Source organism: Soehngenia longivitae (assembly GCF_004684055.1).
Lineage (GTDB): Bacteria > Bacillota > Clostridia > Tissierellales > Tissierellaceae > Soehngenia > Soehngenia longivitae.
Genome location: NZ_SRIB01000009.1, coordinates 38333 through 62491, shown reverse-complemented (window position 1 = coordinate 62491; position 24159 = coordinate 38333). Strand labels below are relative to the sequence as shown.

Below are 24159 nucleotides of genomic sequence, written 5' to 3'. Positions count from 1 at the left end.
GATACAACTATGAAGGCTGAGATAATTAACGTTGGTACGGAGATATTATTAGGTAGCATAATAAATACTAATTCTGTATATATATGTAAAAAATTAGTTGAGGTAGGTATTGAACCAATTTTTCAAACTTCTGTAGTAGATGATACTGAATTAGTAAAGATAGCTTTTAAAAACGCTCTTGAAAGAGCCAACCTAATTATAATCACAGGAGGCTTAGGACCAACTGAAGATGATTTAACTAAAGAAGCTTTAGCTCAATTGTTAGGTTTAAATTTAGAATTAGATCTAAATGCAAAGCAAACAATAGAAAACTATTTTAAAAATAACAACAAAAAAATGACATCTAATAATTATAAACAAGCTTTAAAGCTGAAAAATTCAGAATTAATACCAAATAACAATGGAACTGCACCTGGTATTTTTCTAGAATTAAATGGAAATAAAATATTTCTCCTTCCAGGACCTCCAAATGAGTTAATACCAATGTTTGAAGAATGTGTATTACCTAAATTAAAAACAGACATTTATTTAGTAACAAAATCAATAAATACTCTGGAAATAAGCGAATCTGAATTGGAAACTATTTTGAGAGAAATTGAAATTTATTATCCTGAAATAGAAATTGCAACCTATGCTTCATATGGTGCAGTTGAAATAAAAATAATTGGCAAAGGCTATGATCTTAACGATCTTAATTATAAAATTTCTCGGGTTATTGATACAATCGATTCAAAAATTCACAATTATATTTATGGCTTCGATTATAGTTCTATAGAAGAAATGCTTGTAGATAAATTAAAGAGATCAAAACAAAAAATAAGTATTGCTGAATCAGTGACTGGAGGTATTATAACCTCAAGAATAACAAGAATACCAGGTGCTTCTGAAGTGCTTGATAGAGGCATTGTGACTTATACAATTGAATCTAAAATTGATGAGTTAGGTGTTTCTAAAAATACCATTGATACATATGGTGTAGTAAGCGAACAAGTAGTTGTAGAAATGGCAAAAGGAATATACAATAAGACTAAATCTGATTATTGCATAGCTACAACTGGTTTTGCAGGACCTTCTGCTGACAAAGGAAAAACTGTTGGAGAGAACTATATATGTATATATACTGAGGGCAATCCGATTGTTATTTATAACCAGTTTAAAGGAACAAGAGAAATGATACAACAAAAAATTGCAAATCTAGCTCTTGCTAAATTAACAATTCAGATTAATAACAAGTTGACTTTAAATAAAAATTAGTGTAGTATATATTTAGAACTAATGTTCGTATATATGAGAGGGGTGACTCCAGTTTATCTGGGATACAATGGTGGAAATGGATGATAAGAAAAAGGCTCTTGATTTAGCAATAAGTCAAATTGAAAAACAATTCGGTAAAGGTTCCATAATGAAACTTGGCGAAGCTAGTAAATTAGATTTAGATTATATATCTACTGGTTCGCTAGATTTAGATATAGCAATAGGCATTGGGGGTGTACCCAGAGGTAGAATAATTGAAATATATGGTCCTGAATCTTCTGGGAAAACGACTATTGCACTTCATGTTATAGCGGAGGCTCAAAAAGAAGGTGGTATTGCTGCTTTTATAGATGCTGAGCATGCATTAGATCCTAATTATGCCAAAAAACTTGGTGTAGATATTGATAATCTAATAATATCACAGCCAGATACTGGTGAACAAGCTTTAGAGATTACAGAAGCACTTATAAGAAGTGGTGCAATAGATGTAGTAGTAATAGACTCTGTCGCAGCTTTAGTTCCTAAGGCAGAGATTGAAGGCGAAATGGGTGATAGTCACATTGGACTACAAGCGAGATTAATGTCGCAAGCTTTGCGAAAGCTAGCTGGAGCGATAAGCAAGTCTAATGCTACATGCATTTTTATTAATCAGTTAAGAGAAAAAGTAGGTGTAATGTTCGGAAACCCTGAAACAACTTCAGGTGGAAGGGCATTAAAGTTCTATGCATCAATTAGGCTAGATGTTAGAAAAATTGATTCTATAAAACAAGGGGAAGAGATACTTGGAAATAGAACACGAGTAAAAGTAGTAAAAAATAAAGTTGCTCCACCCTTTAAACAAGCAGAATTTGATATTATGTATGGCGAAGGGATATCAAAAGAAGGAAGTATTGTGGATGCTGGCGTGAATGCAGGTATAATTAATAAAGCAGGTTCATGGTTTAGCTATAATGATATAAAATTAGGACAAGGCAGAGAAAATGCTAAAGAGTTTCTAAGGCAAAATCCAGAAATCTATCAAGAAATTGAAGATACAGTTAGAAAGAAATATGGATTAAGTAAAAAAGGGAAAAATGATACTGTCGATAGCAACTTAATCAAATCCGAATAGATGTACTATGAGCCTCCTAAGCAAAAGGAGGCTTTAAAATAGGAGGATATAATGAAAATTTTGTTTTTAACTGATACACATCTAAGAAGTTCAAATCCTAAGAATAGGAAAGATGATTTTCAAAAAACATTAGAAAATAAATTAGAAGAAATCGCTCAAATGGTAGATGAATATGAAATTGATTTTGTAATCCATGGTGGGGATTTATTTGATAGACCAGATACGTCAGTATTAACAGTAACAAAGTATGCAAATATAATTAAGAAAATAAAAAAACCAATATATATAATTAGCGGAAATCATGATATTTTTGGATTAAACCCAGCAACGTTAGATAGAACTATGTTAGGATTATTGGGCAATTTGAATTTTTTAAATATTATAAGAGATGATGATAAAATAATACTAGAAAAGGAGAATATAAGAGTACAAGTTACAGGCAAACCTTATACTTATGACATTGATTCAAATGTTTCAAATTATATATTGGAATCAGTAGATTCTAATTGTAATTATTCCATAAATATAGTTCATGGGATGTTATTAGATAAACCGTTTATAAAAGGAATTCCTTATACATTGATAGATGATATACTAGAAACTAAAGCAGATATAACATTAAGCGGACATTATCATGCTGGATTTGGAATAATATTTAGGAACAATAAATATTTCATAAATCCAGGAAGCCTTGTAAGAATAACTAACAGTTTAAAAGAAATAGAACGAATACCACAAGTTGCAATAATTACACTTAATAAGGACATCTCGATAGAACTGATTCCTTTGAAAGTAGCAAAATCAGGAGATGAAGTACTTGATAGAACAGAGCTTGAAAAGAACATATATAGAAATGAAAGAATAATGGAGTTTAAGCAAACAATTGATTCAGCTTTGAATTTTGAAAAAGTGGATATAAACGATATTTTAATAGAAGTAGCTATATCTGAGAATGTAAACGATAAAGTTAAAGAAGAAGCATTAAAACGAATAGCAATAGCTCAAATGAAGAATGTATAGGTGAGAAAATGAAATATATAACAAAACTAATATTAGAAAATTTTCAATCACATAAATACTCTGAACTTGTATTTAACGGAGGCATGAACGTTATAATTGGGCCTTCTGATTCAGGAAAATCTGCAATTATAAGGGCTTTAAAATGGGTCTTATATAATGAACCATCGGGGGATTATTTTATAAGAGAAAACGAGAACCAGTGCAGCGTCACCATTCATACAAACGATGGATTTATTCTAAAGAGGTATAGAACAAGAAGCAAAAATGGTTATTCTCTAACTTATCCGAATGGAGAGGAGTTGACATTTGAAGGAATAGGAAATAGTGTACCGAATGAAATCGTTGAAACTATTGGAATCCAAAAAATTCAACTTGATTCTGATGAATCTGCATCTATAAATATTGGTGAACAATTAGAAGGACCGTTTTTATTGTCAGAAAAAACATCCACAAGAGCAAATGCGATTGGAAGATTAGTAGGAGTTAATATATTAGATGATGCTATAAAAGAAACTGCTAAAGACATCAAAAATATAAATTCAAAGAAAAAAAACTTAGAGGAATCTCTAGATAATATTAACAATGAATTAGAAAGCTTCAATTATTTAGACCAATTAACCAGTACTTATAAAGAATTAAAAGATAAGTTAAATTTATTAGAGTATAAAAATAAAAAACTTGAGAAGTTATTGACCTTGAAATCCAACTTAAATTCTATACTGTCAAATAAGAAAAACGCCGAAGCAATATTAAATAATCTAAAAAATTTATATAGAATTGAGACTTTATTTGAAAAATTATCAAAAGAATTAATTAAGTATTATAATTTTGAAAAAACTCATGAAAAACTAACATTTTACAATCAAAAAATTATGGTGACTGAAAAAATATTAAATTCACTTATAGATTTATCAAAGGTTGATAGAACATACAACAATTTGGGGTACAAAATAAAAAGCTACAATGAATTTACTCTATTATATGCCAAATATAATAAACTTAAAAAAGATAAAAACATTTATATGAATTTAATGGATAGTTTAGAACACATCGACCAAGTAAATAATATTTACAACGACCTATATTTGAAAACTAATACGTATTTAAAAATATTACAATACAATAGCAGATTAATTGAAATAAAAAAGAAGATTCACTATATATATCAAATAAATGACAGATTAAATAAATTTACTGAAAAGACAAATATAGAAGAAATAACTCTTAGAATAAAATTGCTTGTAGATTTAGTTTCTTTTAATAATAAAATATTAAAATTGCAAAAAGATATTACTCGTTCATCTGAAATTATTAAGAAATTAAATGAAGATATGAATACTATTGTTTATAAATATAAAAATATATTGAGTAAGTATGAAAAATGTCCTTATTGTTTAAGCGATATCAATAAAGATAAGATAGAACACATTATAAAATATCATTTAGGAGGATAAAAAATGGATTATGAAAAGGAATTGAGCAAATTAAAAGATGATTTAAACAAAGCCACAAATCTAAAATATAAAGCAGAAGCGCAATTAGAACAGCTAAAAAAGCAAGAGGAAGAGATAATTAATGAACTAAATAAGTTAGGAATAAAACCAGAGGATTTAGAACAAGAAATTGATAAATTGAAATTGGAAATAGAATCTATGTTTAAAGAGGCGAATGAATTATTGCCCAAAAATTTATTAGAAAATAAGTAGGTACTATTATGGTTATTGAGCTTGAAAAACTAAAAAATGATATTAATTTGCTCGGTGAATTTGTCAATAAAGAACAAGGAAAAAAAGAAAATTTATTAGAACTAAAAGAAAAGATTTTAATAGATATAGAAAAATCAGATGAAGAACTAAAAATTTTAGATGAAGTACTTATTTTGCTTAATAAGACTTCAGAATATGCAAGGTCCCAAGCGAAGAATCAAATTGAATTAATTGTTACAAAATGTTTGCAGTATATATTCGAATCAAATATTAAGTTTGAAATTGAAATTGAGGAACTACGAAGTAAGGCGAGTGCGGAATTTTATGTTATTAATGAAACAGAAGATTTCTCATTAAAGACTAAGCCGGAGATATCTAGGGGTGGAGGGGTCGTTGATATTGTTTCTTTAGCCCTTAGAATAGCCTTTTTACAAACTCACAAGCCATTAATAGAAGGCCCATTAGTACTAGATGAGCCCGCTAAACACGTTAGTGAGGATTATATATATAACTTAGGTGAATTTATAAAACAGACTTCAGAAATGTTTCATAGGCAAATAATTATGGTTACACATAACTCTCATCTTGCAGCACTTTCAGAAGTTTCTTATAGAGTAGATTTAAATGGATCGGTAAGCGTTGTAAAACCGATAACAAGCTCTTAACAGTTGACAGTTTAATATAAAAGTTATAAAATTAAATTGTATTTAACCATATGTAATATAAAATGTGTATCGTACAATCTGAGGCAACTGATTGTACTTGATTTTTAATGTAGTTTTGCATTAATAATTTAATAGTATTATTATATGGAACTTGAAAACTAAATATGACGGAGGTGTTAACTATTGATAAGTTAATTTATGCTGTATTAGCGTTAATCATCGGCATTGTTGCTGGTTATCTAATAAGAAGATATATTAGTGAAGGAAAAATAAATAATGCTGAAGAATTAGCGAAAAAAATAACTGAAGATGCGATTAAAGAAGGCGAAGCTCGTAAAAAAGAGCTTTTATTAGAAGCCAAAGAAGAAATTCACAGATCAAGAAGTGAGTTAGACAGAGAAATCAGAGAAAGAAGAAATGAGATTCAAAAATTAGAAAAGAGACTTCTAAACAAAGAAGAATCTCTAGACAGAAGAAGTGAAATGTTAGAAAAGAAAGAAGAAACTCTTTCTAAAAAGATTAAAAACTTAGAAGATAAAGAATTAGAAATTGAAGAACTTCATCAGCTACGAACAAAGGAATTAGAAAAAATATCAGGTTTAACTGTAGATCAAGCTAAAGCTATATTATTGGATGAAACGAGAAAAGAAATATTGCAAGAATCTGCAATGATGATTAAAGAAATGGAAGCTAAAGCAAAAGATGAGGCTGATAGAACAGCAAGGGAAATTATTTCCAGAACTATCCAAAGAGTAGCTGCGGATCATGTAGCAGAAACAACAGTAACAGTTGTAAATCTTCCAAATGATGAAATGAAAGGAAGAATTATTGGGAGAGAAGGACGAAATATTAGAGCTTTGGAAACTTTAACTGGTATTGACTTAATTATCGATGATACTCCAGAGGCTGTAGTTTTATCTGGATTTGATCCGATAAGAAGAGAAGTGGCGAGAATTGCATTAGAGAAACTCATTGTAGATGGTAGAATTCACCCTGCAAGAATAGAAGAGATGGTAGACAAAGCACAAAAAGAAGTTGAAAATTCAATGAAAGAAGCAGGAGAACAAGCTGCTTTTGAAGCTGGAGTAAACGGTTTACACCCAGAACTAATAAAGCTATTGGGCAGACTAAAATATCGAACAAGTTATGGCCAAAATGTATTAAGACATTCTGTTGAAGTAGCTCAACTTGCAGGGATGATGGCAGCAGAATTAGGAGCTGACGTAAAAATTGCAAGAAGAGGAGGACTACTTCATGATATTGGCAAAGGTGTTGATCATGAATATGAAGGCCCTCATATTGAGATTGGAATTGAATTAGCAAAAAAATATAAAGAATCTAGTGAAGTAATTCATGCAATAGCAGCACACCATGGTGATATAGAACCTGAAACTGTTGAAGCTGTACTTGTACAAGCAGCAGATGCTATATCTGCAGCTAGACCTGGGGCAAGGCGTGAAACATTAGAAGCATACATTAAAAGGCTTCAAAAACTAGAAGAAATAGCAAATTCATTTGAAGGTGTTGAAAGATCTTTTGCTATACAAGCAGGTAGAGAAATAAGGATTATGGTAAAACCTGAACAAATAAGTGAGGCAGAAATAATTCATACAGCAAGAGAGATTGTAAAAAGAATCGAATCAGAACTCGATTATCCAGGGCAAATAAAAGTAAATGTTATTAGGGAAACTCGAGCTATAGAGTATGCAAAATAAAAATTGAAAACTAAACAAACCTGCATGTGGGCAGGTTTGTTTTTTAAATTTTAGGCGAAAAATTAGGAGAAAAATATGAGATTATTCGATTTACATGTTCATACAAATTATTCAGATGGAATATATTCTGTAGAGGAGATTATTGAAAAGGCATCATCTAAAAAAATAGTTGGTATTGCAATAACTGATCATGATACAATAGATGCAATAAAATATATTGCCAACAATTCGGTAGATACCAAAAATATTTTTATTGTTCCAGGGATTGAGCTTAGTGCAGACGTAGAAGGAGAAGAGATACATATACTCGGATATTATTTAGATTGTGAAAACGATATGCTCAATGAAAAATTGTCTATCTTAAAAAGAGATCGCTTTTACAGAGGACTAGAAATTATCGATAAGCTATCTTCACTAGGAGTAGAGATAGATAAAGAAAGCATAATATCAGAAAGTAAGCAACATAACAATTTCATAGGTAGAGCACTAATTGCAAGAAAACTTGTTTCAGAAGGCTATGTAATGAATATTAAAGAAGCTTTCGACAAATATTTAGCCGAAGGGAAGCCTGCATTTGTTAATAGAAGAAAATTGTCTTTAGAAGAGAGCATATCTTTAATAGAAAATGCAAATGGCATACCCATACTAGCGCACCCAGGCATTATAAAAAATAAAAGAGTAATAACTATGGCAATAGAATTAGGTGTTAAAGGAATTGAGTGCTTTACTTCTAAACACTCTAAGATAGATGAAAAAAGATTCATAGAGTATTGTAAAGCCAATAATTTAATTATTACGGGTGGTTCTGACTACCATGGAGATAATGAAATCTTAGGACAATATTACATTGATATAGATAAAATTGAAGCATTTAAGAATAGAGATTTTTTATATAATAATTAAGATAATCATTTTGAATTAGTTTATTATTTTATATAATAATTAAGATAATCATTTTGAATTAGTTTATTATTTTTTAGAATAATATAAATAATATGTTAGGAGATGATTAATTTGCCAAGTTTATCAAAAAAAGGTCTTTCTATTGAACCTTCAGTTACACTTGCAATTGATGCAAAAGCTAAAGCTATGATTAGTTCTGGAGAAAACGTAATTAGTTTTAGCATTGGAGAACCTGATTTCAACACTCCCAAGAATATTCGAGAAGCAGGTATTGAAGCAATTGAAATGGGAATAACTAAATATACGCCTGCTAGTGGCACATTAGAATTAAGAAAATCAATATGTAAGAAATTTAAAGATGATAACAATTTAGATTATTCACCATCACAAATTGTTGTTTCTAATGGTGGAAAACATTCAATATATAATGCATTAATGGCAATTTTAAATCCGCTAGATGAGGTAATTTTTAGCATTCCCTACTGGGTAAGTTATCCAGAATTAGTTTCGATTGCCGGTGGAACTCCTGTAATGATAAAAACAAAAGAGGAAAATGGTTTTAAATTTAATTCTGAAGATTTAGATAAAGTTAAGTCGGATAGGACAAAAGCTATAATAATTAATAGTCCAAATAATCCAACTGGGTCAGTATATACAAAAGAAGAGCTCCTTGATATAGCGAATTGGGCAGTTAAAAATGATGTATTTGTTATTTCTGACGAACTTTATGAAAAACTAGTATATGATGGAGAAGAACATATTAGTATTGCTTCTTTAAATGATGAAATTAAAAATTTAACCATCGTTATAAATGGAATGTCAAAAGCATATTCTATGACTGGCTGGAGAATTGGTTATGCAGCGGCTAATCAAGATATTGCTACAATTATGGCAAATTTACAAAGCCATACAACGTCCAATCCATGTAGTATCTCACAATACGCAAGTGTTGAAGGACTTACAGGGCCCCAAGATAGTTTAATAGATATGAAAATGGAATTTAACAATAGAAGATTAAAAATGACAAAGTTAGTTAATGAGATAAAAGGAATAACTTGTAATATACCAAAAGGTGCTTTTTATATCATGATGAATTGCTCTCAATATATTGGAAAGGAAGTAGCAGGCGTTAAAATTAATTCATCTGTAGATTTTTCAGATATGCTTTTAGAAAAATGTAAAGTTGCTGTTGTACCTGGTCTTGCATTTGGAGATGATAATTACGTCAGATTATCTTATGCTACATCAATGGAAAATATTGAAGAAGGAATCAAGAGAATTAAAAATTTGCTCGGAGAAAAATAAAAATAGGCTATAGATGTAATATCCGGTTTACATAATTTTATTATGTAAACCGGATATTTGTTTTATCAATTCTTTAATAATTGATTGTGCAATTTATTATAAAATTATTATAAAAAAATTAATAAAACTTCATGCTAGCTTTTATTTTATGTCTTATTGAAATAAATAGCCTCAAAATAGCCCCTATAACGAGATTATTTATATAAGATATACATTTATATTAATAGAGTGTTTAAATTCAAATATGAAGCTGTTTTAGCCATTTAAATTTATTAAACTTTATTTCGTTTTAAATTGATATAAAATATACTTTATTTGATGTTTAGACAAGTATTAAATAAGAAATGATTAAAATTACGTGTGTAAATAAAATATTAATCTAAATAGATTTTATAATATAAGATAAATAAATAAGACATATAAAAGATGTAAAAGATTTCTTATAGTATAGTAAAAGTTAACAGTAAAAATTTGTACAAGATTTAATGCAATATTAATTTGAAATAATAAATTATATTGTAAAGTTCTAGTATTTATATTATAATATATATTAGTCACAAAATACTTATTTTGTGACTAATATAAGGCTAAAAAGAGGTGTATTTATGCAAAATCCCATTATTTTAGATGATTTCTTAGATTATTTAGAAACGATTAAAGGTACTTCACCTAATACAGCTAAAGAATACTACTATGATCTAAAAACTTTTTTTAAATTTTTGAAAATCAGATATGCATCAGAGCAAGCAAATGTTGAATTTGAAGATATAGATATCAGTGATGTAAATATAGAGTTTATTAGAAAAGTTAATATACAAGATCTTTATGCTTTCATGTCCTTTTTAGACAAAAAGAAAAATAACAGAAATTCTACACGATCAAGAAAAGTTGCCTCCATTCGATCGTTTTTCAAATATTTAACTGACAAAGTAAACTTACTAGAAAAAAATCCAGCTGCACAATTAGAATTTCCTAAAATAGAATCAAGACATCCAATTTATTTAACTTTAGACCAAGCTTTAAATTTATTAAAAATAGTTTCTCAAAATACTAATGAGTATTTTCGAAAAAGAGATTATTGTATTATAACTTTATTTTTAAATTGTGGTCTTAGACTGTCGGAATTAGCGAGTATCGATGTTGATAGCTTCAATGGCAAAGACACCTTAACCGTTATAGGAAAAGGAAACAAAGAAAGAACAGTTTTTCTAAATGAATCTTGTGTTAGTTCAATTAAAAATTATCTTCAAATAAGACCTGTTGTAGCTAATGAAAAAGCATTATTCTTAAGCAAAAGAAAACAAAGGTTAAGCAATCGAGCAATTCAACACATGATTGATAAATATTTAGAGAAATCTGGACTAGACCCTACTATCTATTCTACTCATAAATTAAGACATACTGCTGCTACTCTAATGTATAAATATGGTAATGTCGATATTCGTGCTTTACAAGAAATTTTAGGGCATGAATCTGTTTCAACAACTCAAATATATACTCATATAGATGATGAAAGACTTAGAAAAGCAGTGAACAGCAATCCTTTAAGTGAAATATCTGTTGAAGATATTGAGCAATTAAAAGATATTGATATTACAAACAATAACCAAGATGACGATATAAATAATAATATTAAAAACAAGAAAAACAAGACAGATAAAAAAAGTAAATAGTTTTTTATTTGTTAACATTGTGTTATAAATCAGGTAATTTGAGTGTATCTCCTTCGTAAATGATATTATCTTCCAATTCATTTAGATGTTTAACTTGATATATTAATTTCCTAGGATCATATTTATTGGAATAATGATTATTAACTATGCTCCAAAGTGTATCTCCTTTTTTTACTACATAATAATCATAATCAAACTCTTTATTTGCATATTGTCCGTATGATTTATTTAAGTTAAAAATATTAGCAATGATAATACTAAAAATCAAAATTAATATTGTAGTAAATAAAAAAAATCTTTTTGGGTTATAAATGACAATTCTTTTAGATTTCATTAAATCATCTCCTATTCATTGATACATATGTTCGATATATTAATTATATCAAACATATGTTCAATGTCAATAGATTTAATCAATTTTATCGAACTTTTGTTTGATTATAAATCTTATATATGCTATAATGGTCATAAGTTAGGCAGCTATGCTTGTTCAAACAATTTATAGAGGTGATTATATGTACGAAGATTTATCAAAAATACAGATTGAAATACTATCTTATATAGTTACATTTACTTCTAAGCAGGGCTATCCCCCTTCAGTAAGAGAAATTGGGCAAGGTGTTAATTTACATTCCACATCATCTGTTCATAATAATTTAATTGCACTAGAAAAAAAAGGTTATATAAGAAGAGCATCTGATAAACCTAGAGCAATTGAAGTATTAAACGTAAATGATAGCTTGTATCCAAAAAAAGAAACTGTAGATATACCTATATTAGGAAAAGTAACAGCCGGAGCTCCTATATTAGCAGTTGAGAATATTGAAGATACTTTTCCACTTCCGGTTGAAGTTGTAGAAGGCCATGATGTCTTTTTCTTAAAAGTAAAAGGCGAAAGTATGATTGATGCAGGAATTTTAGATGGTGATTTAGTATTAGTAAGTTCTCAATCATATGCAGAAAATGGCGATATAGTAGTTGCACTACTTGGCGAAGAAGCTACAGTTAAAAGATTTTTTAAGGAAAAAGACTATATAAAATTACAGCCTGAGAATCAATTCATGGAACCTATTTATGCTAAAAATGTTCAAATATTAGGTAAAGTTAAAGCTTTGTATAGGACGTATTAAAAAACAAATGGATTTAAATATGAGATTTAAATCCATTTGTTTTTTTTATTTCAATGTAATTAAGTTTTTATTTAATAAATTATTTAAAGTTTTCATCACTCCAAGTTTACATTGTTCATAATTTACTCCGCCTTGATAATACACATAGTATGGGTCTCTCATAGGCGCATCAGCACTTATTTCAATTGATGATCCTTCAATAAAACCCGCAGCAGCCATAATTACTTTGTCTTCATACCCCGGCATATCCCAAGCTTCAGGAGTAATGTAAGAATCAACAGCACCTGATTCTTGTACACCTTTGCAAAATTCAATTACTTTTAATGGATCTTCAAATCTTATAGATTGAACAATATCGTTTCTTTCATCTTCAATTGAAGGAGTTACCTCAAATCCTAATTTTTGATAAGTGGCCCCCATTAGAATAGCTCCTTTTAAGGCCTCAGAAACAACGTTAGGAGCCATGAATAGTCCTTGCAATGTTATTCTGTTCGTACCAAACGTCAATCCACAGTCTTTGCCTAATCCTGGAGCTGTTAGTCTGTTTGCTATGCGCTCAATATATTGTTGTTTCCCAGCTATGTAACCTCCTGAAACAGCTATGCCTCCCCCTGGATTTTTTATCAAAGATCCAGCTATAATATCGGCTCCAATTTCTATTGGCTCATTTATTTGTGTAAATTCTCCATAACAATTGTCAACGAAAATAATGATATCATTGTATTTTTCTTTTATCTGTAAAAAAGTTGTTTCCATTTCTTTAAGCGAGATTGCATTTCGATCACTATAACCTGTGGATCTTTGAATTGCAACAATTTTAGTTCTCTCATTAATTTTATCAAGTGTTTTGTTGATATCTATATGACCGTTAATTAAATCTACTTGTTTATAACATATCCCATTTTCAATTAAATTACCAGGTTCATTACCTTTAATTCCAATGACTTTTAACATTGTATCATACGGAGATCCAGTAATATACAGAAGTTCATCTCCAGGTTTTAATAAGCCGCTAAAAACTAAACTTATTGCATGAGTTCCCGATGCTATAGACGGTCTGACTAAAGCGCTTTCTGCTTTAAAAACTTCAGCATATATATTCTCTAGCTTTTCTCTGTGTACATCTCCATATCCATAACCAGTATTCCACCCAAAATCAGTACTCCCTAATTTCATTTTTTGCATTGCATGTAAAACTTTGTATTGATTATACATTTTAATTTGGTCAATCTCAGAAAACTTATATAAAATGTCTTTTTCAACTTCATTAACAAACTCTATTACCTGCTTGTCAATATTAAAATGTATAATCAACTCATCTTGTATTTCTTTCGACATATTTTCACCCTTTAAGTTAAATTCTTTAATTATTTATTCTTTTATTTTTAAAATTTTTGAAGGAATTATTGTAGATATCGCGTGTTTATATATAATCATTTGCTTACCTTCACTATCAAGAACAATTATAAAATTATCAAAACCTATTATCTTACCTGTCATTTTATAGCCATTTATTAAATAAACTGTAATTTCATTTTTACTGACCCTTGCTTCATTTAGTAAATGATCCTGAATATTAATTTGTTGATTCAAAATAATTACCTCCTTTAGTTAACTTCTTTTTTATATCCGAGCATATCCATACACATAGATCTTCAACATCCGAAAATTCATCAAGGTTTATCCATCTATATCTTTCGTCTCTCTTAAACCAAGTCAATTGTCTTTTTGCATAATTTCTACTCCTTTTCTTTATTAATTCTACTGCTTCATCTAAACTAATTTTGTTTTCAAGATAATCTACAATTTCTTTATAGCCTATCCCTTGCATAGAATTTAAACTCTTTTCATATCCTAATTTTAGTAATGTTTCTACTTCATTTATTAATCCATCCTCAATCATTTTATCTACTCTTGCATTTATTCTATCATATAGTTTATTTCTATCCATATACAACAAATACATCGATAAATTGTATTTTGTAGAAGGCTTTCTGAAATCTTTATTTTGCTTACTCATAGGTGTTTTAGTAACATCATATACTTCTAAAGCTCTAATAATTCTCTTTGTGTCATTGATATTTAATTTTCTTGCAGTTTCATAATCTCTCTCTAATAGTAGTTCATATAGGTATTGTTTTCCTTTTTTTAATGATATAGATTCATAATATTCCCTAATTTCTTTGTTTGATGCAACATTTGTAAAATCAATGTCATAAACTATAGAATTAATATATAAACCTGTGCCGCCTACTAATAATGGGATTTTTCCTTTTTTATTTATATCATCAATAATTTCCATTGTAATTTTTTTAAAATCAGATACACTAAATTCTTCATTTGGATCTACGATATCTATCATATGATGCTTTATCTTATCTCTATATTCTTTTTCTACTTTTGCTGTACCTATATCCATGTATCTGTATATTTGTCTACTATCAGCTGAAATGATCTCTCCATTTATTTTATCAGCTACACAAATAGATAAATCAGTCTTACCTACTCCAGTTGGTCCTGCAATTACTATTAAATTATTATTCATAGATTATCTCCCAATATAATATTATATTATTCGCAAAAATTTCTTTTCTATATCTTTTCGATTGAATTTAATAATAGTTGGCCTACCATGAGGGCATGTGTATGGGTTGTCACATTCATTTAATTGTGTTAACAAGGATTGTATTTCCATTTGCTTAAGATTGTCTCCAGCTTTAACAGCAGAAGTACAGGCTATTTTCATGATTTTTTCAAGTTTAGTTGAGTAAATTCCTACATTATTATCCTCTAGGCTATCAAGAATGTCTAAAAACAATTTTTCTCCATCCGGTTTGCCAAAAACCAAAGGTATCCCTCTTAATATAATACTTTTGTCGTCAAATAACTCTATGAGAAAACCAATTTGATTAAAAATTTCAATATTATCTTTCACATTTAAATAATCTGGTGGAGACAAATCAATTATTTGTGGTGTAAGCAATTGTTGAACCACTATTGATTCAGTATGGAATTCTTTCATTAATTTTTCGTACATAACACGTTCATGAGCTGCATGCTGATCAATAATAAATATTGTATCAGACTCATAGTTTTCTAAAATTATATAAGTGCTGAAAGCTATGCCGATAAGTTTTAATCTGTTAAAATTTATCAACGTATTGTTATCAGAAGATACATCATCTTTCTCTCCAATATTAGAATTTTCTATAAAATCAACAATAATTGTTTCATTAACTATATCATTATCTTGGTATAAAACGTCTTTAAAATCAGTTGATGTATAATCCTCAAAATCGAAAGATTTACCTTCTCTTATCACTTGTTGATTTTTTGTGATATTTGAGTCAAAATTATAATCATTATTATTTTGTAATTCCCATATATATGGATATTTTTCAGTTTGCTTTTTTTCTTTTTCCTCTAAGTTTGGACTTGGGATATTAACAATTTTATTAATATTCTTTTTAATTTGATTTGCAATTATTGAATATATCTTGTTTTCTTCAATAAATTTTATCTCCTGCTTAGTTGGATGTATATTCACATCAATCAAAGCTGGATTAATATTGATATAAAGAATAAATATTGGATGTTTATTTATAGGTAACATAGAACTATATTGTTCTTCAATTACTTTCGCTAGCTTATAATCATAAACATATCTGTTGTTAACAAATAAATACTGAGAATTTCTATTACTTCTATAAATGTTATTGTTTGAAAAATAACCTTTAAAACTTAGATCATCATCTTCGAATTCTATCAGGTTAATTCCTTTAGCAATATCTTTGCCTAACAGCTGATATATGACATTTGTCTCCTCAGATGAACCATTTGTATTTAATGCTAATTTACCATCTCGAATTAGCTTGATTGATATACTAGGATTTCCTAAGGCAATTTTTGTTACAATATCAGCAACATATCTTTCTTCAGTGGAATTAGTTTTTAAAAATTTTTTTCGTACTGGTATATTAGAAAAAACATCTTTTACTATTATCGTTGTTCCAACATTTGCACCTATAGGTTCTATGAATTTAAGTTTTCCATCTTCAAAAACCGCTTTATTACCTACTGAATTTTCTTTTGTTCTAGAGATAATCTCGACATTTGATACTGATACTATACTAGACAGAGCTTCTCCCCTAAAACCCATAGAAACAATTTTATATAAATCTTCAATATTCTTTAGTTTTGAAGTTGAATGTCTTTCAAATGCTAAAATGATATCTTCTTTTTCCATTCCTATTCCATCATCTGTTACCCTTATATATGTTGTTCCACCATCTTTTATTTCTATTATTATTTGACTAGAATTAGCATCAATTGAATTTTCGACTAATTCCTTAACAATTGATGAAGGTCTTTCTATCACTTCTCCAGCTGCTATTTTTCTTATTGTATTATCATCTAATAAATTAATTTTAGGCATACTATGACTCCTTTAATTTTAAAGCTTCTTTTACTAGATCATTTAATGTGTTCATCGCATTTATAGGAGTTAATGATTCTATATTGATTTTAGATATTCTTTCAATAAAATAATTTTTCTTATAATCCAATAAACTTATTTGAGATTCATTATTATTCAAGCTTTCCGACTCCTGTTTAGTTAGCTGACGATTTTCTATTACCTCAAGAATTTCATATGCTCTTTCTATAATGTTTTGGTCTAAACCAGATAATTTTGCTACTTGTATACCAAAACTTTTATTTGCTTTTCCTTGGATAATCTTTCTTAAAAATACAATATCATCACCATTTTCTCTGACAGTGACGTGATAATTCTTAACTCCTTTTATCTTGTCTTCTAATTCAGTCAACTCATGGTAGTGCGTTGCAAACAATGTTTTAGCTTTAATATTTGATGCAATAAATTCAACAACAGCCCAGGCTATGCTTATCCCATCATAAGTGCTTGTTCCTCTACCAACTTCATCTAGAATTATTAAACTTTTTGAAGTGGCATTTTTAATTATGTTTGAAACTTCATTCATTTCAACCATAAATGTGCTTTCTCCTTGCGATAAGTTATCTGACGCACCTATACGTGTAAATATTCTATCAACAATAGATATATTAGCACTTCTTGCCGGAACAAATGATCCTATTTGTGACAGCAGAGTTATAATAGCAATCTGTCTCATAAATGTAGACTTACCTGCCATGTTTGGTCCAGTTATTATATGAATCATATTATCTTTTCCATTTAAAAAAACATCATTAGGTATAAACATATTATCTTTTATGACATTTTCTACTACAGGATGCCTACCGCCAGATATCTCAATGATTCCATCATTATTAAACCTCGGACGTGTATAATTATTGTCAATTGCAACTTGAGCAAAACTTGATAATACATCTAAGTATGATAAAGTTCTGCCACATTCTTGTATTCTCTTAATTTGTGATTTAATATTTTCACGAATACTCTGAAATAATTCATATTCTAGTTGTATTGCTTTTTCTTCGGCATTAGTTATTTTTTCTTCAATTTCTTTTAACTCTTGTGTAAAGTATCTTTCAGAATTAGATAAAGTCTGTTTTCTGATATAATAGTTTGGTACCAAGTTCAAATTAGTCTTAGTTACCTCAATATAGTATCCGACGACTCTATTATATCCAATTTTTAAATTTTTAATTCCAGTCATATTCCTTTGTTTAGTTTCAAATTCAGCTAATAATTGTTTTGAATTAGTAGAAATATTTTTTAATTCATCCAAGTCCTTATTAAAACCCGGCTTTATGATGTTACCTTCTTTAAGTGAAATTGGAGGATCATCTTCTATAGAATTTTCGATAATTAAATAAATATCTTGTAAGTCGTCTAAACTTAAACTTATTTTTTTTAATATATCTGAAGAAGAATTTATAAGCAATTTTTTTAGTTCTGGCATTATTTCTATTGAAAGCTTTAAAGATAATAGATCTCTTGCATTGCAAATCCCATTTGTTATTTTAGTTGATAACCTTTCAATGTCATATACTCTTTTTAATAAATTCCTGATTTCATCAAGCAAGATAAGATTTTTTGTAAAATATTCAACAATATCCAGCCGCTCTTCTATTTTATTTTGATCTATTAGAGGCTGTTCAAGCCATTTTTTCAATAGTCTCCCGCCTATAGCTGTTTCTGTTTTATCAATTATATCTATCAATGCACCTTTTTTTGTTTTCCCTCTTATTGTTTCATTTATCTCTAAGTTATTTCTCGTATTTATGTCCATGACCATAAATTGATCTGGTTCATAATATTGAAAGTAGTTTATATGTTCAATCATATTGAATTGCGTGTCTTTTAAATAAATTAAAAGTCTAGCTAGGCTTAATAAACAATATATTTTTTCGTTTAAATTTGATTTTACAATGATCTTTTCATCAAAAAAATCATAAATCAATTCTTTATACTTGTTTAGGTCAATGGTATTATCCTCATATACATTAATAAAAGGATTCAATTTGTTTTTGATTAGGTTTAATTCTTTTTTTTCCTTAGAAAAATTCGAGTTAATTATCAACTCAGACGGCATTATCTTTCCTAGCTCATCTATAATAAATGACATTCTATATCTTTCATCACCAATGAACTGGGTTGTATACATCTCGCCGGTTGAATTATCAACATATGACAGACCAACACCATAATCATCGTAATATATGCTAGCTAAAAAATTATTGCTTTTCTCATCTAACGACATTGGGTCTAGTATTGTTCCCGGAGTTACTATTTTTATAATCTCTCGTTTGACAATTCCTTTTGCTGTAGCAGGATCTTCTACTTGTTCACAAACTGCAACTTTATAGCCCTTATCAACTAATCTTGAAATATATTGATCAGCTACATGATGAGGAACTCCACACATTGGCGCTTTCTCATCTAAGCCGCAATCTCTCCTTGTAAGTGTAATTTCAAGCTCTTTAGATGCAATTATTGCATCATCAAAAAACATTTCATAAAAATCGCCTAGTCTGAAAAATAAAATAGAATCTTTATATTGTTTTTTTATACTCATATACTGTTTCATCATTGGAGTCAGTTCATTCATTGTCTTAACCTCCGGATATTACACTAATCTTCCTTCTAAGGTGAAGGTTTTCGCATCTGTAATCTCTACATCTACTATCTGGCCAATAATATTATTGTTGCCCTTAAAATGGACTAATTTATTACTTTCAGTTCTTCCAGATAATATATTCTCATCACTCTTACTAGTTTCTTCAACTAATATTTTTTGTACTGTATTAATCAATTTTTGGTTAGATTCAAGCCCTATTGGATATAGTACATCAAGCAGTCTTTGAAACCTTTCATGTTTAATTTCATCTGGGATTTGATTGGTCATCTTTGCTGCATTTGTACCCTCTCTAATAGAATATAAAAAAGTAAAAGCAGAGTCAAATTTAGCTTTCTTTACTAAGTCAAGAGTTTCTTTAAAATCTTCCTCAGTTTCTCCTGGGAACCCAACTATTATATCTGTTGTAATTGCTATATCTGGAACACATTCCCTTATTTTGTATATCTTATCAAGATATTCTTCTTTAGTGTATTTTCTATTCATTAACTTTAAAATTCTATTACTACCAGATTGAACTGGCAAATGTAAATGGTTACATAACTTATCTAAACTTTTGTAAGCATCAATTAAATCATCGGAGAAATCTTTTGGATGAGATGTCATAAATCTAATTCTTTCAATACCTTCAATATTATTTAATATTGTTAATAATTGAGAAAATGTTATTTTCTCATCCAATGTCTTGCCATATGAGTTGACATTTTGCCCCAATAAAGTTATTTCCTTGCAACCTGTTTGCGCTAAATTCTCCACCTCGTTAATTATAGATTTAACCGATCGGCTTCTTTCTCTTCCTCTAGTATAGGGTACTATACAGTAACTACAAAAATTGTTGCATCCATACATTATATCTACAAAAGCTTTATAAAAATATTTTCTATTCGAGTCGATATTTTCTGATATTTCTTTTGTATCTTCTATTACATCTATCACTTTTTCATTTGTACGTAGATATCTATCTATTAGCTGAGGCAATTTATGAATATTATTTGTACCAAAAACAATGTCAATATGTCTATGCTTTTTTAGAAAATAGTCTCTTATCTCTTCCTTTTGCATCAAGCACCCACAAACTGCAATTATTAGGTTAGGATTTTTTCTCTTCAGGTCCTGAAGTTCACCTAATTGGCCAAATACTCTATCTTCAGCTGTCTTTCTAACAGCACAAGTATTAAATATTATAATATCAGCTTCGTCTCGATAACCAGTTTGCTGATATCCTATTTTTTCTAAAGTCCAAATTATTTTTTCTGTGTCATGTTCATTCATTTGACAACCAAATGTACTTATATTAAACTTCATCATTAGTTTTATCTCTCCTCATTATGTTTATAATACCACTATATTATACCATAAAGAATTAATTACTTAATTAAATATAAATTAAAAACAATCAAGTAGATTTGTATTTTTACTTGATTGCTTTTAATTTATACTAATATATTTTTGCAATATGATTTATTTGCTTTGTGCCGCTAATTCTGCAATATTTTTCTTAAAAACTCCCAACAACAAAGCTGTTACTACTGTTCCGACTACTATAGATATAATATAACCAACTAAATTTTCAACGGCAAAGAAAACAAATATCCCACCATGAGGAACAGCTAGGGTAGCTTTAAAAGCCATACTTAAAGCGCCTGTGATCGCGCTACCAACCATCAAAGATGGAATTACCCTAATAGGGTCTGCAGCTGCGAAAGGAATTGCTCCTTCTGTAATGAAACTTGCTCCAAGCACCCAACAAGCTTTACCCGCTTCTATTTCAGCTTTTGTAAATTTATTTTTAAATAAAATAGTTGCTAATGCAATTCCTAAAGGAGGTGCCATACCTGCTGCCATAACAGCAGCCATAATTTCTGAACCAGTTCCCACAGCAGCTGTCAATGTTGCGGTTCCAAATGCGTAAGCAGCTTTATTTATTGGTCCGCCCATATCTACAGCCATCATTAGTCCAAGAATAGCACCTAAAATAATTGCATTTGTACCAGACATACTCATAAGGAAGTTATTCATTCCGTTATTGATTGCAGCTACTGGTGTACCTATAACATAAAATAATAACAGACCCGTTGATAATGATCCTAAAACTGGTATTATTAAGACTGGCATAATTCCTTGTAAATTCTTTGGTAATTTAATATATTTTTTAATAGCTAATACAATGTATCCAGCTAAAAAGCCTGCAACTAATCCTCCTAAAAATCCAGCATTTATCTGTGTTGCTACCATTCCACCAATCATACCTGGTGCTAATCCTGGCCTATCAGCTATTGAATAAGCTATATATCCTGCTAATACAGGAATCATTAATCCAAACGCTCCAGTCCCTCCGCCAATGCCCATCAAATATGCTGCTAAACTTCCTTCATTTGATGCAGAATCATAACCAAATAGAAAACTAATTGCTATTGCTATTCCTCCCGCAACTACAAATGGTATCATATAAGATACTCCATTCATCAAGTGCTTGTAAATACCTGTTGGTTCTTTTTTATTTGGTTCTGAGCTGCTAATATTTTCTTGATTTTTTACATTTGGCTTGTATATATTTGCATTTAATGATCTATCTATCAACTCATCAGCATTTTTTATAGCCTCAGAAACTGATACATTTAACAATTTTTTACCTTCGAATCTCTCCATTGGTACTGCGGTATCGCAAGCTAATATAATTGCATCAGCTTCTCTTATTTCAGCATCTGTCAGCTCATTTTCAACACCGACTGAGCCTCTTGTCTCAACTTTGATGTCATAACCTCTTTTCTTTGCTGCTTCTTCTAAAGCTTCTGCTGCCATATAAGTATGTGCTATTCCAGTAGGGCAAGCTGTTACTGCTAAAATTTTCATAGGATCACCTCTTTTAATTTATAATTGTTTGATAATTATACTTTCTGCCATATCTTGGATATCCATTTTAGTTAAGTCGTCTATAGAGTCTTTAGATACCGCTAATGTACCACATGCTGAACCAAATTTAAGAGCTTTGTGCTTATCCATGTTGTAATTTAACATTCCATGAATAAAACCTGCAACTAAACTATCTCCAGCTCCAACAGTGCTTCTCAATTCTACTTTTACAGGTTCGGCTTTTAAAACTATTTCTTTTGACACTAGAATGCTTCCATCACCTCCCATTGAAACTAGAATGTTTTCAATTCCGTATCTATATATTAAGTCTAAACAAGTTGTGACAATTTTTTCTATGCTATTGAGTTCTATGTTAAGAGCATCCTCTAATTCATGTATATTTGGTTTTATTAAATAAGGACTATTTTTAAACACACTTATCAACTGTTCTTCCTCAGTGTCTACAACAAATTTAGTGTTAAACTTGGTATTTTCAATTATTTTTGAATATATATCACTTGGAACACCTTTTGGTAAGCTTCCACTTAATACAATAAAATCTGATTTAATTAAATTGCTTACTATAAATTCTACAATATCAGGTATTATAGCTTGTTCAATCTCAAAACCAATCTCATTTATGTCAGTTGTTATGTTATTCTTAAGGTCAACAACCTTTGTATTAGTTCTTGTCAATCCTTCCACTTCATAATATATAGAATCTATATTTGCTTTATTAAGTAGTTTTTTTACATAGCCTAAATTGTCACGTCCTAATATGGTAATAGCACTAGTAGCATCATCTAATTTTGATAATATCTTTGATACATTTATACCCTTTCCACCAATATTTTCTCTACTTCTTAACACTCTATTTACTTTTCCCAAGTTTAACTCATTTAATATGAGTGTTTTATCTATTGCAGGGTTTAAAGTAACTGTAGTAATCAATTTTTCACCTTCTTTTTATTGGTAATAATCTTCACATCCAAATTAGTGTATTCTTTTAAAGTACTGTCCTCTAATTTACTATCAGTAATAATCGCGTCAATCTGAGATAAATCTGATATTTTAACCATTGCAACAAGTCCAAATTTTGAGCTATCCGCTAATACAAATACATTATTAGAGATTGACATCATAGCTTTTTTTATTTGAGCTTCCTCTAAGTCAGGAGTTGTTAAACCTTTCTCTATACTTAAACCATTAGTCCCAATAAATGCTATTTGAACATTAAAGTTCTTGATGAAATCCACGCTGTAATTGCCTACACTAGCTAGAGTATTATTCTTTAGTTTTCCTCCCACTAGGTAAATAGTACAATTTGGATTAAGTGATAAAGCATTTGATATATCTGATGAATTCGTAACAACAGTTACAGCTAGTTTTGATTGACCGATAAGTTTTGCCAACTCTAATGTTGTTGTACCTGCATCAATTACTATTGAAATATTTTCTTTTATTAAAGTAAAAGCTATTGATGCAATTTCTTTTTTCTCATCTAGGTATTTATTGATTTTTTGTTTAACATTTTCTTCATACTCTAAAGTATAAAATTCTTTTAAAATCGCTCCACCATGTGTCCTTTTTAATCTTCCGTTTTTTTCTAATTCTCTTAAATCTCTTCTAATAGTTGACTCTGATGTGCCTAAAAAGTCACATAGCTCTTTTACTGACATACTTTTATGCTTTTTAAGCATTTCGATAATTTGATATTTCCTTTCATCAGCTAACATAACAATCGC

The 24159-nt window shown here is 29.2% G+C and carries 21 protein-coding genes; 11 read left to right on the top strand and 10 right to left on the bottom strand.

Annotated elements, in window-relative coordinates; genetic code table 11:
• Positions 1-9 precede the first annotated feature (9 nt).
• The 10 genes from E4100_RS07155 to E4100_RS07110 all read left to right on the top strand — a co-directional run bounded on the left by E4100_RS07155 (position 10) and on the right by E4100_RS07110 (position 11352).
• Entirely contained in the window at positions 10-1254 is a 1245-nt protein-coding gene (locus E4100_RS07155; protein WP_135271356.1) for a competence/damage-inducible protein A, read from the top strand.
• A 76-nt stretch (positions 1255-1330) separates the two neighbouring features.
• Positions 1331-2365, top strand: a complete 1035-nt coding sequence (recA, locus tag E4100_RS07150; protein WP_135271355.1) for a recombinase RecA — start codon at positions 1331-1333, stop codon at positions 2363-2365.
• Between the two features lie 51 nt (positions 2366-2416).
• Positions 2417-3385 (top strand): metallophosphoesterase family protein, encoded by a 969-nt coding sequence (locus tag E4100_RS07145; protein WP_135271354.1) that lies wholly within the window; start codon positions 2417-2419, stop codon positions 3383-3385.
• An 8-nt stretch (positions 3386-3393) separates the two neighbouring features.
• Positions 3394-4839: an AAA family ATPase gene (locus E4100_RS07140; RefSeq protein ID WP_135271353.1), complete on the top strand. Its 1446-nt coding sequence runs from the start codon at positions 3394-3396 to the stop codon at positions 4837-4839.
• 3 nt (positions 4840-4842) lie between these two features.
• Positions 4843-5091, top strand: a complete 249-nt coding sequence (locus tag E4100_RS07135; protein WP_135271352.1) for a hypothetical protein — start codon at positions 4843-4845, stop codon at positions 5089-5091.
• 8 nt (positions 5092-5099) lie between these two features.
• Positions 5100-5756, top strand: a complete 657-nt coding sequence (locus E4100_RS07130) for an ATPase (RefSeq protein WP_209315306.1) — start codon at positions 5100-5102, stop codon at positions 5754-5756.
• A 164-nt stretch (positions 5757-5920) separates the two neighbouring features.
• The gene (rny, locus tag E4100_RS07125) at positions 5921-7471 is read left to right on the top strand and encodes a ribonuclease Y (protein WP_135271351.1); all 1551 of its coding nucleotides are present in this window, start codon (positions 5921-5923) and stop codon (positions 7469-7471) included.
• 75 nt (positions 7472-7546) lie between these two features.
• Positions 7547-8374, top strand: coding sequence for a PHP domain-containing protein (locus tag E4100_RS07120; RefSeq protein ID WP_135271350.1), 828 nt, complete (start codon positions 7547-7549; stop codon positions 8372-8374).
• A gap of 111 nt (positions 8375-8485) precedes the next feature.
• Positions 8486-9679: a pyridoxal phosphate-dependent aminotransferase gene (locus tag E4100_RS07115; RefSeq protein ID WP_282097114.1), complete on the top strand. Its 1194-nt coding sequence runs from the start codon at positions 8486-8488 to the stop codon at positions 9677-9679.
• 605 nt (positions 9680-10284) lie between these two features.
• The gene (locus tag E4100_RS07110; RefSeq protein ID WP_135271348.1) at positions 10285-11352 is read left to right on the top strand and encodes a tyrosine recombinase XerC; all 1068 of its coding nucleotides are present in this window, start codon (positions 10285-10287) and stop codon (positions 11350-11352) included.
• A gap of 22 nt (positions 11353-11374) precedes the next feature.
• On the opposite strand, the gene E4100_RS07105 is transcribed toward E4100_RS07110, so the two are convergent.
• Positions 11375-11686, bottom strand: coding sequence for a LysM peptidoglycan-binding domain-containing protein (locus E4100_RS07105; RefSeq protein ID WP_135271347.1), 312 nt, complete (start codon positions 11684-11686; stop codon positions 11375-11377).
• Between the two features lie 181 nt (positions 11687-11867).
• Between E4100_RS07105 and lexA the strand changes: the two genes are divergently transcribed.
• Positions 11868-12482, top strand: coding sequence for a transcriptional repressor LexA (gene lexA, locus E4100_RS07100; RefSeq protein WP_135271346.1), 615 nt, complete (start codon positions 11868-11870; stop codon positions 12480-12482).
• 45 nt (positions 12483-12527) lie between these two features.
• Here the strand turns inward: lexA and E4100_RS07095 are convergent, their stop codons facing one another.
• From E4100_RS07095 to E4100_RS07055, 9 genes are all read right to left on the bottom strand, one after another.
• Positions 12528-13820 (bottom strand): methionine gamma-lyase family protein, encoded by a 1293-nt coding sequence (locus tag E4100_RS07095; protein WP_135271345.1) that lies wholly within the window; start codon positions 13818-13820, stop codon positions 12528-12530.
• A 33-nt stretch (positions 13821-13853) separates the two neighbouring features.
• A complete protein-coding gene (hfq, locus tag E4100_RS07090) occupies positions 13854-14075 on the bottom strand; it encodes an RNA chaperone Hfq (protein WP_135271344.1) in 222 nt (73 codons plus the stop codon).
• Positions 14059-15027, bottom strand: a complete 969-nt coding sequence (miaA, locus tag E4100_RS07085; protein WP_135271343.1) for a tRNA (adenosine(37)-N6)-dimethylallyltransferase MiaA — start codon at positions 15025-15027, stop codon at positions 14059-14061. The genes hfq and miaA overlap by 17 nt, the downstream gene beginning before the upstream one ends.
• Before the next feature lie 21 nt (positions 15028-15048).
• On the bottom strand, positions 15049-16917 hold the full coding sequence (mutL, locus tag E4100_RS07080) for a DNA mismatch repair endonuclease MutL (protein WP_135271342.1): 1869 nt from the start codon (positions 16915-16917) through the stop codon (positions 15049-15051).
• Position 16918: 1 nt separating this feature from the next.
• Entirely contained in the window at positions 16919-19534 is a 2616-nt protein-coding gene (gene mutS, locus E4100_RS07075; protein ID WP_135271341.1) for a DNA mismatch repair protein MutS, read from the bottom strand.
• Between the two features lie 18 nt (positions 19535-19552).
• Positions 19553-20869 carry a tRNA (N6-isopentenyl adenosine(37)-C2)-methylthiotransferase MiaB gene (gene miaB / locus E4100_RS07070; RefSeq protein ID WP_135271340.1) on the bottom strand — a complete coding sequence of 439 codons (1317 nt, stop codon included), beginning with the start codon at positions 20867-20869 and terminating at the stop codon, positions 19553-19555.
• Between the two features lie 153 nt (positions 20870-21022).
• Entirely contained in the window at positions 21023-22414 is a 1392-nt protein-coding gene (locus E4100_RS07065) for a PTS fructose transporter subunit IIC (protein ID WP_135271339.1), read from the bottom strand.
• 18 nt (positions 22415-22432) lie between these two features.
• A complete protein-coding gene (gene pfkB / locus E4100_RS07060) occupies positions 22433-23365 on the bottom strand; it encodes a 1-phosphofructokinase (RefSeq protein WP_135271338.1) in 933 nt (310 codons plus the stop codon).
• Positions 23362-24150 (bottom strand): DeoR/GlpR family DNA-binding transcription regulator, encoded by a 789-nt coding sequence (locus E4100_RS07055; protein ID WP_135271337.1) that lies wholly within the window; start codon positions 24148-24150, stop codon positions 23362-23364. Before E4100_RS07055 ends, pfkB begins: the two co-directional genes overlap by 4 nt.
• Positions 24151-24159: the final 9 nt, after the last annotated feature.